Genomic DNA, 12,974 nt, shown 5'->3' on the forward strand with positions numbered 1-12,974 from the left:
TGTCAGTTCGCGCTGTAGTTCATCACCACACCGCTCAGCCCGGAGATCTGCTTCAGCTCACCGAGTGACCCTTTCAGCTTATCTTTCGACGCTTCCGGCCCCACCAGGATACGGGTAATTTTACCCTGCACCGGCGTGGAAGGTGAAGTGTAAACACGGTATCCCGCACCGCGCAGTTTACTCACCACCTCGTTGACTTTATCGGCGTTTTTCAATGCGCCAAGCTGAACAACGTAGGCTTTACCCGTCGGTGTCGCGTCTTGTTTCGCCGGTGGTGGGGTTTCTGACACTGCAGCCAGCTGCTCTGCCGCTTTATCCCGCTGCGGCTTCGGCTGCGGTTTCTCGACAGGCTTCGGTTTTTCAACAGCCTTAGGCTGTTCCACCGGCACTGGATCGATTTCGATATTGTTATTCGCAGCCAGGCGAGAAGGATCGAGCGATGGTGCAGCAGCATCTCCTGCGCGCACCTCTTCTGCCGCCCCCTCTGGCGGTTGAGCAGGCAGCGCCTGCGTCGCGGCGGGCAGCATGTCTGGCTCATCGCGATCGCCCGGTTTCGGCACCAGCGGAATGGCCGCAAATTCGTCCTGATAATGCTTTTTCTGCCCGTCGAGCAGTCCCGGAAGAATAATCACTCCGAGCGCGACCAGCACAATGGTTCCTGTTAAACGGTTCTGAAACTTACTCGCCACCGGTTCTCCCCGCGTCCATCACTTCCATGACATGTGCCACCGTGTGGAATGAACCACACACCAGCACGGTATCTTCTGGTTTAGCATCCGCCATCGCAGCATGCCAGGCCTGCGCCACGCTACTATAGATTGCGCCTGTGCCGAGATGTTCCATCAACTGCTCAGCCGTCGCGCCGCGCGGTCCCTCCAGAGGAGCACAATACCAGCTATCGACCACACTCTCCATGCAGGCCAGCGTCCCGCCGATATCTTTATCATGAAGCATACCGATAACCGCCAGCACGCGCCCGGTTTTTGGTAACGATTTGAGACGTCCTGCCAGATACGCCGCCGCGTGCGGGTTGTGGGCCACGTCCAGAATAAGACGCGGCGACTCGCTGACAATCTGGAAACGCCCCGGCAGGATCGCATTCTGGATACCGTCGCGGATCGCCTGCTCGCTCACCGTTAATCCACTGGCACGCAGTGCCGCCAGCGCGGTGGCGGCGTTCGGCTGCGGTACCTGCGGCAGCGGCAGGTCGTCCAGCGCACCCTGCGCATCGCTAAAGCGCCAGCCGTTGTCCTGAACCTCATAGTGCCAGTCTACGTCGCGGCGCATTAAATGAGCGCCCTTCTCATTCGCCACGTCGGCGATGGTATGCGGCATGTCCGGCTCGCCGACCACGGCGGGCTTATTCGCCCGGAAAATACCGGCCTTTTCACGGCCAATACTTTCACGGTCTGGCCCCAGCCAGTCGGTATGATCCAGCGCGATGCTGGTGACGACGGCGACATCCGCATCCACCATGTTGGTGGCGTCAAGACGACCACCGAGCCCGACTTCCAGAATCACCACGTCAAGCTGCGCCTGTTTGAACAGCCACAGCGCTGAAAGCGTACCGTATTCGAAATAGGTTAATGAGATCTCACCGCGCGCAGCTTCAATTTCCGCGAATGACGCCGTATGGGCAGATTCCGGCAGTTCGCGGTTCTGCACGCGCACCCGCTCGGTGTAGCGCACCAGGTGTGGAGAGCTGTAAACGCCTACCTTGTAACCCGCCGCCATCAGGACAGATTCCAGCGTGCGGCAGGTCGTGCCTTTCCCGTTGGTGCCCGCGACGGTGAACACGAACGGAGCCGGTTTGAGCACATCAAGACGCGCGGCGACCTGGCTTACGCGTTCAAGCCCCATATCGATGGTTTTACTGTGCAGGTTTTCCAGATAAGAAAGCCACGCGGCCAGGGGCGACGTGGCTTGGGGAATGCTTTTATTTTCCATAATGCCCGGTTGTCATTAACAGATTAGAAAGCAAAAGGGCAGCGCCAACCGGCCCTGCCCTTTTCAGTTATCAGGCCTCGGGTTCCTGATCCGGTACGATCACGCCTTCGCGTGGCTCATCCGGGTTCGGCGCGGGCAGATTCATCAGCTTCGCCAGGACGCTTGCCAGTTTCAGGCGCATTTCCGGGCGGCGAACGATCATGTCGATAGCGCCTTTCTCGATGAGGAACTCACTGCGCTGGAAGCCCGGCGGCAGTTTTTCACGTACGGTTTGTTCGATAACGCGAGGACCGGCAAAGCCAATCAGCGCTTTTGGCTCAGCGATGTTCAGATCGCCCAGCATCGCGAAGCTTGCAGAGACGCCGCCCATGGTTGGGTCGGTCAGTACAGAAATGTACGGCAGACCGCGCTCCTGCATTTTCGCCAGCGCTGCAGAGGTTTTTGCCATCTGCATCAGGGACATCAGCGCTTCCTGCATACGTGCGCCACCTGAAGCGGAGAAGCAGATCAGCGGGCAGTTGTCTTCCAGCGCCTGCTCAACGGCACGCACGAAGCGCGCACCGACCACAGAGCCCATTGAGCCGCCCATAAAGGAGAACTCAAATGCGGCGGCAACAACCGGCATCTCATGCAAGGTGCCCTTCATGACGATCAGCGCGTCTTTCTCGCCGGTCTCTTTCTGTGCAGAGGCCAGGCGATCTTTGTATTTTTTGGAATCGCGGAATTTCAGCACGTCTTTTGGCTCAAGTTCGCTGCCCAGTTCTACCAGAGAACCTTCGTCCAGCAGGCTATGCAGGCGGTTGCGCGCCGACATACGCATGTGGTGGTCACATTTCGGACACACTTCAAGATTGCGTTCCAGTTCTGCACGATACAGAACCTGGCCGCAGCTATCACACTTCGTCCATACCCCTTCAGGAATGCTCGCTTTGCGCGTTGGGGTAATGTTGCTTTTAATTCGTTCAATCCAGCTCATTGATAACCTTTCTGCCTGAACCTGGTCGTATGCCAGTTTTGCTATAAGAGGCGAATAATGCCATTTTTGCCTCCAACAGACCATGAATGTTGCACATTAAAACATAACAGCCCGAAACTTTGGATAAAAAAGTGGTCGAACCGCCAGCGTGCATTTACTTCGCTTGTTTAGCTGCCGCCCGTTTGTGACGGATGATTTCGATAACGCCCGGCAGTACGGAAAGCACAATAATCGCTACAATCAGCAACTTAAGGTTTTCCTGAACCACTGGCAGATCGCCAAACAGGTAGCCTGCGTAAGTAAAGAGCAGTACCCACAGCAGCGCACCGACAACGTTATACATCGCAAAATGACGATAGGACATATGCCCCATTCCTGCCACAAACGGTGCAAAGGTACGAACGATGGGGACAAAACGGGCAAGAATAATGGTTTTGCCGCCGTGACGCTCGTAGAAGGCATGCGTTTTATCTAAATAGCTGCGGCGGAAAATTTTGGAATCCGGATTACTGAATAACCGTTCTCCAAACACGCGCCCGATGGTGTAATTAACCGCGTCTCCCACAATGGCGGCGATGATCATCAGCACAACCATTAGATGGACATTCAGGTCATTGGTCGGCAGAGCGGACAACGCACCGGCCACAAACAGCAGCGAATCTCCGGGCAGGAACGGCGTCACCACCAGACCGGTTTCACAGAACAAGATCAGGAACAGAATGGCATATACCCAGACGCCATACTGCGCGACCAGTTCCGCCAGGTGAACATCAATATGCAGAATGAAATCAATCAGAAAACGTATTACGTCCATATTGTCTAAGCCTTAATTGCACCTTTGTTTAGTCCGCTAAAAACAGCGGGCCCATTGGCGGTTTTGGCAGGTCAAACCGATCCGGATAATCCACCGAGACCAGATACAGCCCTTCCGCTTTCGCCGTTGCTGCCGCAAGCGTTCTGTCCTTCGCTGCCAGCAGTTCTGCAATCCAGCTCTCCGGCTGGTGTCCGGCACCCACTTCCATCAGGCTGCCAACAATATTCCGCACCATATGATGTACAAAGGCATTGGCTTTGATATCGACCACCACATACGCGCCATAACGACTGACGTTAATGTGCATGACGTTACGCCACGGCGTGCGGGACTGACACTGCACCGCACGAAACGACGTAAAGTCATTTTCTCCAATCAGACACTGCGCCGCACGCTGCATACGTTCTGCATCAAGCGGCTCATAAAAATGCGTCACGCCCTGGCTTAACACTGCCGGACGCAGACGCTGGTTGTAGATGACGTAGCGGTAACGGCGCGCAGTGGCGCTGAAACGCGCATGAAAATCATCCGGCACAGCTTTCACCCAACGCACGGCAATGTCACCAGGTAAATTCGCATTTACACCCAGCGTCCAGGCAGCATCCTTGCGCACGGCGGTGGTTTCGAAGTGCACTACCTGCCCTGTGCCGTGAACACCGGCGTCGGTTCGGCCTGCGCATAAGACGTTAATCGGCTCATTCGCTACCTGAGAAAGCGCTTTCTCCAGCTTTTCCTGAACGCTGCGCACTTCGTTCTGACGCTGCCAGCCATAATATTTACTGCCATCGTACTCAATGCCGAGGGCAATTCTATGGACCGGCTTTTGTTCCACTTCTGACATCAGTACAGGTACTCCTGCACCAGCTTCTCGGCGATTTTAACTGCCATCAGCGCGCCGCCAAAGCGTACGTTATCGGCAACGGACCAGAACTGAACCTGCTCCGGCATGCCGTAATCGTTGCGCACGCAGCCAACGGAAAGATGCGCGCTACCGGTGGCATCGCCCACCTGGGTCGGGAATTCACTCTCTTCAGAAAGCACGATATCTTCACCGCGGCTAAACGCATCGCGCGCTTCTTCCGCCGCCAGCGGGCGCAGGGCTTCAAAGCCAACCATCTGCGCGTGGCCGTAGAAGACAGGCGACTGCACAACGTTGGCGGAGATCATCAGCCCTTCATCCTGCAGAATTTTACGCACTTCATCGACGATACGACGCTCTTCGCGCACGGAACCTTCACGATCCGGCAGCAGTGGCAGCATGTTGAACGCCAGCTGACGACCAAAATAATCGTCTTCATCAATCGGGATACCGTTCAGCAGCTTCGCACTCTGCCCGGCCAGCGCATCGACCGCTTTTTTACCGTTAGCGGAGGCCGACAGCAGGCTGGTCACATTAATACGAGACAGGCCGCCGTCGTCGATCAGCGGTTTCAGCGCAGTCAGCAGCTGGCTGGTCAGGCTGTTCGGTACCGCGATGACGTTGCGGTTGCGGTAGTCAGCCAGCACGAACGGGTTCACGTCCGGCACCACCAGCGGCACATCCGGCTCCATTGAGAACAGGCCGCTCAGGTCGATCACCAGGCAGCCTGCGTTGGTCGCCTCTTCAACGTACGCAGCAGTCGCTTCAGCGCCCGCGGCGAAAAACGCCAGCTGCGCCTGCGTCCAGTCGAACGCTGCCGCGTCCTGGACCATGACGGATTTACCGTTAAAACGCAGATGCTCACCTGCGCTGTCGGTACGCGCCAGCGCATAGATGTCGCCCACCGGGAACTGACGCTCAGCAAGGGTTTCGAGCAGGGCTTCGCCCACGGCACCCGTGGCACCTAAAATGGCAATGTTCCAGCCTTCAGACATGGTGGTTTACTCCAGAAATAAAAAAGCGTCCCTGTCGGAGTATCCGACAGGGAGCATTAAGAAGACATTAATGCGCCGGGTGATGAACGGCGTTAAACCCAAGTTTATGCAGCAGCGTCGCCGCCGAAGCGTCGTCGCACATCACATACAGGGAAGACCACTCGCGGCGCTCAACGTAGTTCTTGCGCAGCTTATCAAACTCACCCGGGATCCCCGCCACTTTACGCAGCAGCGCATCATCGCGGCGCACATCATACACCAAATGCACCAGCCTTTTCAGCGTTGCCTGATCGAGCGGGCCGTGCAAAGTAATGCGACCAAATTCAGGCGCGGGGAGTAAGGTATCCAGCGCCACCTGCTGCGGATGACCGATAAAGGCGCTGTAGGCTTCAAACACCTGCGTCGTGCCGCGCGCTTTGCCTTCAAGCGTGTAGCCAGCGATATGCGCGGTGCCCACGTCCACCTTGTTGAGTAGCTCAACGTTGAGTTCCGGCTCGGGTTCCCAGACGTCCAGCACCACGCTGAGGTTTTGTCCTTCGTTCAGACATGTCAGCAGCGCGGCGTTGTCCACGACCGGGCCACGGCAGGCATTTATCAGAATAGTGCCAGCCTTCAGACGGCGGATCAGCGTTTCATCGGCCAGATGAAGAGACTTATACGGCCCCTCTTTAAACAGCGGCGTGTGGAAGGTGATCACATCGCATTGTTCAACCAGCTCATCCAGCGAGCGGAAGTCGCCTTCATCGCCGTTATCTTTGCGCGGCGGGTCGCACAGCAGTGTGCGGATCCCTAACGCTTCAAAACGCTTTTGCAGGCGACCGCCCACGTTGCCCACGCCGACAATCCCCACGGTGCGGTCTTTCAGCGCAAAACCATCGCGCTCGGCCAGCATCAGCAGCGAGGAGAAAACGTATTCCACAACGGCAATGGCGTTACAGCCCGGCGCGGCGGAAAAACCGATCCCCGCCTGCTTAAGCCACTTGTCATCCACATGATCGGTCCCTGCCGTTGCGGTCCCGACAAATTTCACCGTTTTGCCAGAGAGCAACGTCTCATTTACTTTGGTCACCGAGCGCACCATCAGGGCATCGGCATCATCCAGTTCATTCACCGGAATCGGGCGACCAGGGACAGCCTTAACATCGCCAAGACGGCTAAACAGCTCGCGGGCGTAAGGCATATTTTCATCAACGAGGATTTTCACGTCTGAGTACCTGTTTGAGAGGAAGAAAACCTGCCAAGTGTGCCATAATCTCGCCGCCAGGCATATATGTCCGCCGGGTTAACGCTGAGTTTTGACTTTAAGGATTCCGACGATGCAGCCTATTTCAGGTACGCCGCCGCGCCCTCCGGGTGAAGGCCCCTTAACGCCGCCGAGTGTCGCAGGCGAACAGCCGCTCTCCACGCAACAGCGCACCGTGCTGGAGCGACTGATCACGCGCCTGATTGCGCTGACGTCGCAACAAAACGCGGAAGTCTGGGCCGGGGTGAAGCATGACCTGGGCGTGAAGAACGACGTACCGCTGCAGTCGCGCCATTTCCCTGCCGCCGAGCAGAACCTGAACCAGCGAATCAACGCTGCGCAACAAAATCACACCACTCGACAGATTGTGTCGCAGTTGACCGAGCTACTGGGCCAGGGGAACAATCGCCAGGCGGTCAGTGATTTTATTCGCCAACAGTATGGCCAGACTGCCCTGAGCCAGCTCACGCCCGATCAGCTCAAAACGGTGCTGACGCTGCTGCAAACCAATCAGCTGTCGATTCCACAGCCTCAGCTGCGCCCGGCGACCGAACGCCCGCTGCTGCCTGCTGAGCACAACACGCTTAATCAGATGGTGACCAAACTGGCCGCCGCCACAGGCGAGTCGACAAAGCTCATCTGGCAATCCATGCTGGAGCTGTCCGACGTGAAAAGCGGCGAGTTGATCCCGGCCAGACAGTTTACGCATCTGGTCACCTGGCTGCAGGCGCGCCAGACGCTCAGCACGCAAACTGCCCCGACCCTGCACACGGTGCAGGCTGCACTGAAGCAGCCGCTCGAACCGCACGAGTTTGAGGCGGTGCGGGATTATGCCCAGCAGACCTGGCAGGCCACGCCGCAAACGGTGCTGACCACCGCGCAGGTGCAGGATATATTGAATCAGATCTTTGTTCGTCGCGCCGAGCGCGAAGGCGGCATTCCTGAAGCACGGAACATTCAGCCGATTTACAGTCCGCTGTTTGCGCCCGTCGTGGAAACCTTCAAAACGCTGTCCGCTCGTCCGGGGCTGATGTTCATTGCGCTGCTGATTGCGCTGGCGATTTTCTGGCTGGTTGCCTGACCTTTTTGCCCGGTGGCGCTCCGCTTACCGGGCCTACAACGGCTCGAACCGTAGGCCGGGTAAGGCAGAGCCGCTACCCGGCAACAACAGCTCAAATCCTGCGAAACGCCACCAGCGTCACCACAATTCCCACCACCGCTGAAACAGCCCCGGCAAGAAATACAGACGGATAGCCAAAGGATGTCGCCACCAGCCCCGCCAGCGGCGCAGTAACCCCGTAGGAGATATCCTGAAACGCGGCATACCCACCGAGCGCCGTGCCGCGTACCTGCGGGGCCACGCGTTTCACCACCTCAACACCCAGCGCCGGGAAGATCAGTGAGCAACCGCAGCCGGTCAGCGCCGCCCCCAGCAGCGCAACGTAGGCATTGGGTGCCTGCCAGAGCAGCAGCAGACCAATGGTCTCAATGACCAGCGAGGCCACCGCCACCTTCACGCCGCCTAAGCGATCCGGCATCCAGCCAAAAAGCACGCGCATCAGTACGAACGCGCCGCCAAACGCGGTGAGCGTAAAGCCTGCCATTGCCCAGCCACGGCTCATAAAGTACAGGGAGACGAAGGTACCAATCACCGCGAAGCCAACGCCCTGTAGCGCCAGGCCGAGACCCGGCTGCCAGATTTGACCGACGACGCTCCACAGGGATGGGCGTTCGCCTTTATGGGCCGGGACTTTTCGCACCGAACCATTAAATGCCCACGCCAGCAGCGGCAGCACCATGGTGGTACCCGCCAGTGCCGCAAAACCAAACTGGCTGTGGATCAGCAGACCCAGCGGAGCACCTGCTGCCAGGGCCCCGTAGATGGCCATCCCGTTCCAGGACATGACCTTGCCCGAACGCGCAGGGCCAACCAGCCCCATCCCCCAGGTCAAGGTCCCGGTCAGCAGCTGACTTTCACCGAATCCAAGGATTAAGCGCCCCACCACCAGCAGCGCAAATTTATACACGGCGTCTACCGGCAGAAGCGCGGCCAGCAGCCATGCGCCGCCCGCCAGACCGCAGGCAAACATGCCCTGCAAAGCTGACCGTTTTGCACCGTGCTGATCCGCCAGGCGTCCGGCATAGCCACGCGTTAACACCGTCGCTAAAAACTGAATACCCACGGCGATGCCAACCAGGGTATTGCCATAGCCCAACTCCTGGTGAACAAACAGCGGGATCACCGGCAGCGGCAGGCCGACGGTCATGTAGGTAAGAAATACCGCAAAAGCGATGCGGAACAGCGAGGTGTTCCCGGACGTGGCGTTTATATCTGATGTAGCGGCCGTCATGCATAACTCCGAATTCAGGCATAAAAAAAGGGAGCCATCAGGCTCCCTTCTACTATACATTCAAACGCTTATGCTTTCAGCTTGCGCATTACCAGCGTGGCGTTGGTGCCGCCGAAACCGAAGCTGTTAGACATAACGGTCGTCAGCGTCGCATCCATTGGTTTGGTGACGATGTTCAGACCAGCAGCCTGCTCATCCAGCTCTTCCACGTTGATGCTTGGCGCGATAAAGCCGTGTTCGAGCATCAGCAGAGAGTAGATCGCTTCCTGCACGCCAGCCGCACCCAGAGAGTGACCGGTCATGGCTTTGGTTGCAGAGATCGCCGGGCTCTTATCCGCAAAGACTTCGCGGATCGCACCCAGTTCTTTCACGTCGCCTACTGGAGTAGAGGTACCGTGGGAGTTCAGGTAGTCGATTGGGGTATCAACGCCGTGCATCGCCATCTTCATGCAGCGCACTGCGCCTTCACCGGATGGAGCAACCATGTCAGCACCGTCGGACGTTGCGCCGTAACCCACGATCTCAGCGTAGATGTGAGCGCCGCGAGCCAGAGCGTGTTCCAGCTCTTCAACCACAACCATACCGCCGCCGCCCGCGATAACGAAACCGTCGCGGTGTGCGTCATAGGTACGGGACGCTTTATCTGGCGTCTCGTTGTATTTGGTGGACAGTGCGCCCATTGCGTCGAACTCACAGGCCATTTCCCAGCCCAGCTCTTCGCCGCCGCCAGCAAACACGATGTCCTGTTTGCCCAGCTGGATTTGCTCAACCGCGTTACCGATACAGTGCGCGGAAGTCGCACAGGCGGAGCTGATGGAGTAGTTCACACCGTGAATTTTGAACGGTGTCGCCAGGCAGGCAGAAACCGCTGAACCCATGGCTTTGGTCACAACGTATGGACCTACCGCTTTCAGGCCGCGCGGGCTACGCATTGCGTCCGCACCGAATACCTGCGCTTTAGACGAACCGCCGGAACCGGCAATCAGACCCACGCGCGGGTTGTTCTGATAAACGTCTTCGCTCAGGCCAGCATCAGCAATCGCTTCCTGCATGGAAAGATAGGCGTAAATAGAGGCATCGTTCATGAAACGAACCACTTTACGGTCGATCAAACCGGTGGTGTCCAGTTTGACGTTACCCCATACGTGGCTACGCATTCCCGAATCTTTAAACTCTTCAGAGAAAGTGATCCCGGAGCGTCCTTCACGCAGAGATGCCAGGACTTCCTGCTGGTTATTACCGATGCTGGAAACGATGCCCAGGCCAGTAATCACTGCACGTTTCATTCAATACCTCTGTAAGTCGCACTATAGTAAGTTTCGAGTCGCACAATAGCGTACACTTGTACGCCGAACAAGTCCGATCAGACAATTTCTGAGGAAATTTGCACCGATGGGCTCACATCGTTAAGATCGTGCCACTGCCTGTCTGACGAGTAACTTACGTGAAACAAAACGCTATACAACCCGCCAACCTCGAATTCAACGCTGAGGGTACACCTGTTTCCCGAGATTTTGATGACGTCTATTTTTCTAATGATAACGGACTTGAAGAGACACGTTATGTTTTTCTCGACGGAAACCAGCTCGGCGCCCGATTCCCCGCGCATCCGCGCAGCCTGTTCGTGGTGGCGGAAAGCGGATTCGGTACCGGCCTCAATTTTCTGACCCTCTGGCAGGCGTTTGATCGGTTTCACGCTGCCCATTCCGAGGCTACGCTCCAAAGATTACATTTCGTCAGTTTTGAAAAATTCCCGCTCACTTTGCACGATTTACAGCTCGCACATCAGCACTGGCCGGAGCTGGCAACCTGGGCAGAGCAGCTTCAGGCGCAATGGCCACCGGCCGTGGGTGGCTGCCATCGTCTGATTCTGGACGGCGGACGCGTTACCCTGGATTTATGGCTGGGCGACATTAACGAACTGACCGATCAGCTCGACGATTCGATGAATCAGAAAGTGGATGCCTGGTTCCTGGACGGTTTTGCCCCTGCCAAAAACCCGGATATGTGGAGTCAGCATCTGTTTTGCGCAATGGCGCGTCTGGCCCGCCCGGGCGCTACGCTCGCCACCTTCACCTCGGCAGGTTTTGTCCGCCGCGGGCTGCAGGAAGCGGGCTTTACCATGCGTAAAACCAAGGGGTTTGGCCGCAAGCGCGACATGCTGGTCGGGACGATGGAACAGACGTTGAATGTCCCCGCTCAGGCACCGTGGTTTTCCCGTCGCGCCAGTGAAACACGCGAGGTAGCACTCATTGGCGGCGGCATTGCCAGCGCCCTGCTCTCGCTCGCGCTTCTCCACCGTGGCTGGCAGGTCACGCTCTACTGCGCCGATGAGGCACCGGCGACGGGTGCCTCAGGCAACCGTCAGGGCGCGCTTTATCCTCTGCTGAGCGCGCACGACCCGGCGCTGTTCCAGTTTTTCCCGGCGGCATTTACGTTTGCTCGTCGTCTGTACGATCTTCTGCCTGTTGATTTTGACCACGACTGGTGCGGCGTGACGCAGCTCGGCTGGGATGAGAAGAGCCAGCAAAAAATTGCGCAAATGCTGTCGCTGGGTCTGCCGGAGGCGATCGCCCGTGCGGTCACTGCGCAGCAGGTTGCTGAAACCGCGGGCGTCGACACGAGCTGTGACGGTATACAGTATCCGCTCGGCGGCTGGCTGTGCCCGGCCGACCTGACGGCGGCGGCGATGACCCTGGCCCAGTCTCGCGGGCTGACGGTGCACTATGCCCACACCGTTGAATCGCTTAGCCGGACAGAACGCTGGAATCTGCGTTTTGCTGATGGCAAAGCGGCGCAGCACGCCAGCGTTGTGCTGGCAAACGGACATAACATCAGCCAGTTTATCCAGACAGAAACATTGCCGGTTTATCCGGTCGGCGGCCAGGTAAGCCATATCCCGACCGCGCCTGCGCTCGGCCAACTGCGTCAGGTGCTGTGCTATGACGGCTATCTGACGCCGCAAAATCCGTCTAACGGCCATCACTGCATCGGCGCCAGCTATCATCGTGGCGAAACGGATATGCGCTACAGCGAGGCGGATCAGGCGCAAAACCGTCAGCGCCTGATTGACTGTTTCCCGGATGCGGCATGGGCGAAAGAGGTGGACGTCAGCGAGGGTGATGCACGCTGCGGCGTGCGCTGTGCCACCCGCGATCATTTGCCGATGGCGGGAAACGTGCCGGACTACGAAGCCACGCTTGAGGCCTATCAGGATCTGGCTGAGCACAGGGAAACGGCGGTGGCCGCACCGGTGTATCCGGAGCTGTTTATGCTGGGCGGGCTGGGTTCACGCGGGCTGTGCTCTGCGCCGCTGCTGGCTGAAGTATTAGCCGCGCAAATGAGCGACGAACCGATTCCGTTGGACAGGGTTACGCTTGCGGGACTGAATCCGAATCGATTATGGGTGCGGAAGCTGCTGAAGGGGAAGAAGGTTAAGTAGGGTGCGGTCAAATCCCCTCACCCTGACCCTCTCCCCAAAGGGGAGAGGGAAGAGAAGACGGCTTAGCGTTTCGCCTGCTGGAACAAAGTGTCCCACATGCCCAGCACCAGTGACTGGTCGCGCGGAGAGAGTTCCCCGGCCAGAATGGCTTTTTCAAGGCTGCGGGTCACTTCATCGTGAACGGCCTCGGCAGAGTGATCGTCACCTGCCTCCAGCTCGGCTACGGCAAGCGTCAGGTGACCACGCAGATAACCGCTGGCGAACAGCTCATCATCACTGGCGTGTTCCACCATGTCATCAATTAACGCCAGAATGCGTGATTCAAATTCTGCGATCATCTTCTTTCC

12 protein-coding genes are annotated in these 12,974 nt (G+C 57.8%); 2 read left to right on the forward strand and 10 right to left on the reverse strand.

Annotation, left to right across the window (positions count from 1 at the left end):
- Positions 1 to 2 precede the first annotated feature (2 nt).
- From dedD to pdxB, 7 genes are all read right to left on the reverse strand, one after another.
- Positions 3 to 689, reverse strand: a complete 687-nt coding sequence (dedD, locus tag EXW94_RS08395; protein WP_174339893.1) for a cell division protein DedD — start codon at positions 687 to 689, stop codon at positions 3 to 5.
- Positions 679 to 1,947 carry a bifunctional tetrahydrofolate synthase/dihydrofolate synthase gene (gene folC / locus EXW94_RS08400; RefSeq protein WP_174339894.1) on the reverse strand — a complete coding sequence of 423 codons (1,269 nt, stop codon included), beginning with the start codon at positions 1,945 to 1,947 and terminating at the stop codon, positions 679 to 681. Before folC ends, dedD begins: the two co-directional genes overlap by 11 nt.
- A gap of 70 nt (positions 1,948 to 2,017) precedes the next feature.
- Positions 2,018 to 2,923 carry an acetyl-CoA carboxylase, carboxyltransferase subunit beta gene (accD, locus tag EXW94_RS08405; protein WP_010433245.1) on the reverse strand — a complete coding sequence of 302 codons (906 nt, stop codon included), beginning with the start codon at positions 2,921 to 2,923 and terminating at the stop codon, positions 2,018 to 2,020.
- 154 nt (positions 2,924 to 3,077) lie between these two features.
- The gene (locus EXW94_RS08410; RefSeq protein ID WP_003861406.1) at positions 3,078 to 3,737 is read right to left on the reverse strand and encodes a DedA family protein; all 660 of its coding nucleotides are present in this window, start codon (positions 3,735 to 3,737) and stop codon (positions 3,078 to 3,080) included.
- A 28-nt stretch (positions 3,738 to 3,765) separates the two neighbouring features.
- Complete coding sequence (truA, locus tag EXW94_RS08415) at positions 3,766 to 4,578, reverse strand: tRNA pseudouridine(38-40) synthase TruA (protein ID WP_042716992.1); 813 nt, start codon at positions 4,576 to 4,578, stop codon at positions 3,766 to 3,768.
- A complete protein-coding gene (locus EXW94_RS08420) occupies positions 4,578 to 5,591 on the reverse strand; it encodes an aspartate-semialdehyde dehydrogenase (protein WP_174339895.1) in 1,014 nt (337 codons plus the stop codon). The genes truA and EXW94_RS08420 overlap by 1 nt, the downstream gene beginning before the upstream one ends.
- 67 nt (positions 5,592 to 5,658) lie before the next feature.
- A complete protein-coding gene (gene pdxB, locus EXW94_RS08425; protein WP_174339896.1) occupies positions 5,659 to 6,795 on the reverse strand; it encodes a 4-phosphoerythronate dehydrogenase PdxB in 1,137 nt (378 codons plus the stop codon).
- A 112-nt stretch (positions 6,796 to 6,907) separates the two neighbouring features.
- Between pdxB and flk the strand changes: the two genes are divergently transcribed.
- Positions 6,908 to 7,915: a flagella biosynthesis regulator Flk gene (flk, locus tag EXW94_RS08430; RefSeq protein ID WP_100165815.1), complete on the forward strand. Its 1,008-nt coding sequence runs from the start codon at positions 6,908 to 6,910 to the stop codon at positions 7,913 to 7,915.
- 91 nt (positions 7,916 to 8,006) lie between these two features.
- Here flk and EXW94_RS08435 read toward each other — a convergent pair whose 3' ends face one another.
- Positions 8,007 to 9,185 carry an MFS transporter gene (locus EXW94_RS08435; RefSeq protein ID WP_126817841.1) on the reverse strand — a complete coding sequence of 393 codons (1,179 nt, stop codon included), beginning with the start codon at positions 9,183 to 9,185 and terminating at the stop codon, positions 8,007 to 8,009.
- A gap of 68 nt (positions 9,186 to 9,253) precedes the next feature.
- Positions 9,254 to 10,471, reverse strand: a complete 1,218-nt coding sequence (gene fabB / locus EXW94_RS08440; protein WP_089597894.1) for a beta-ketoacyl-ACP synthase I — start codon at positions 10,469 to 10,471, stop codon at positions 9,254 to 9,256.
- 158 nt (positions 10,472 to 10,629) lie between these two features.
- Between fabB and mnmC the strand changes: the two genes are divergently transcribed.
- Positions 10,630 to 12,627, forward strand: a complete 1,998-nt coding sequence (mnmC, locus tag EXW94_RS08445) for a bifunctional tRNA (5-methylaminomethyl-2-thiouridine)(34)-methyltransferase MnmD/FAD-dependent 5-carboxymethylaminomethyl-2-thiouridine(34) oxidoreductase MnmC (protein ID WP_174339897.1) — start codon at positions 10,630 to 10,632, stop codon at positions 12,625 to 12,627.
- A gap of 62 nt (positions 12,628 to 12,689) precedes the next feature.
- Here mnmC and EXW94_RS08450 read toward each other — a convergent pair whose 3' ends face one another.
- Positions 12,690 to 12,965 carry a YfcL family protein gene (locus EXW94_RS08450; protein WP_059312865.1) on the reverse strand — a complete coding sequence of 92 codons (276 nt, stop codon included), beginning with the start codon at positions 12,963 to 12,965 and terminating at the stop codon, positions 12,690 to 12,692.
- Between the last annotated feature and the right edge of the window lie 9 nt (positions 12,966 to 12,974).

Source organism: Enterobacter sp. JMULE2 (genome assembly GCF_013337145.1).
GTDB lineage: Bacteria > Pseudomonadota > Gammaproteobacteria > Enterobacterales > Enterobacteriaceae > Enterobacter > Enterobacter mori.

Excerpts from the sequence above, each read along its gene's own strand:
- fabB (WP_089597894.1), bottom strand. The coding sequence starts at position 10,471 with ATGAAACGTGCAGTGATTACTGGCCTGGGCATCGTTTCCAGCATCGGT.
- truA (WP_042716992.1), bottom strand. The coding sequence starts at position 4,578 with ATGTCAGAAGTGGAACAAAAGCCGGTCCATAGAATTGCCCTCGGCATT.
- EXW94_RS08450 (WP_059312865.1), bottom strand. The coding sequence starts at position 12,965 with ATGATCGCAGAATTTGAATCACGCATTCTGGCGTTAATTGATGACATG.
- flk (WP_100165815.1), top strand. The coding sequence starts at position 6,908 with ATGCAGCCTATTTCAGGTACGCCGCCGCGCCCTCCGGGTGAAGGCCCC.
- folC (WP_174339894.1), bottom strand. The coding sequence starts at position 1,947 with ATGGAAAATAAAAGCATTCCCCAAGCCACGTCGCCCCTGGCCGCGTGG.
- EXW94_RS08410 (WP_003861406.1), bottom strand. The coding sequence starts at position 3,737 with ATGGACGTAATACGTTTTCTGATTGATTTCATTCTGCATATTGATGTT.
- EXW94_RS08435 (WP_126817841.1), bottom strand. The coding sequence starts at position 9,185 with ATGACGGCCGCTACATCAGATATAAACGCCACGTCCGGGAACACCTCG.
- EXW94_RS08420 (WP_174339895.1), bottom strand. The coding sequence starts at position 5,591 with ATGTCTGAAGGCTGGAACATTGCCATTTTAGGTGCCACGGGTGCCGTG.
- accD (WP_010433245.1), bottom strand. The coding sequence starts at position 2,923 with ATGAGCTGGATTGAACGAATTAAAAGCAACATTACCCCAACGCGCAAA.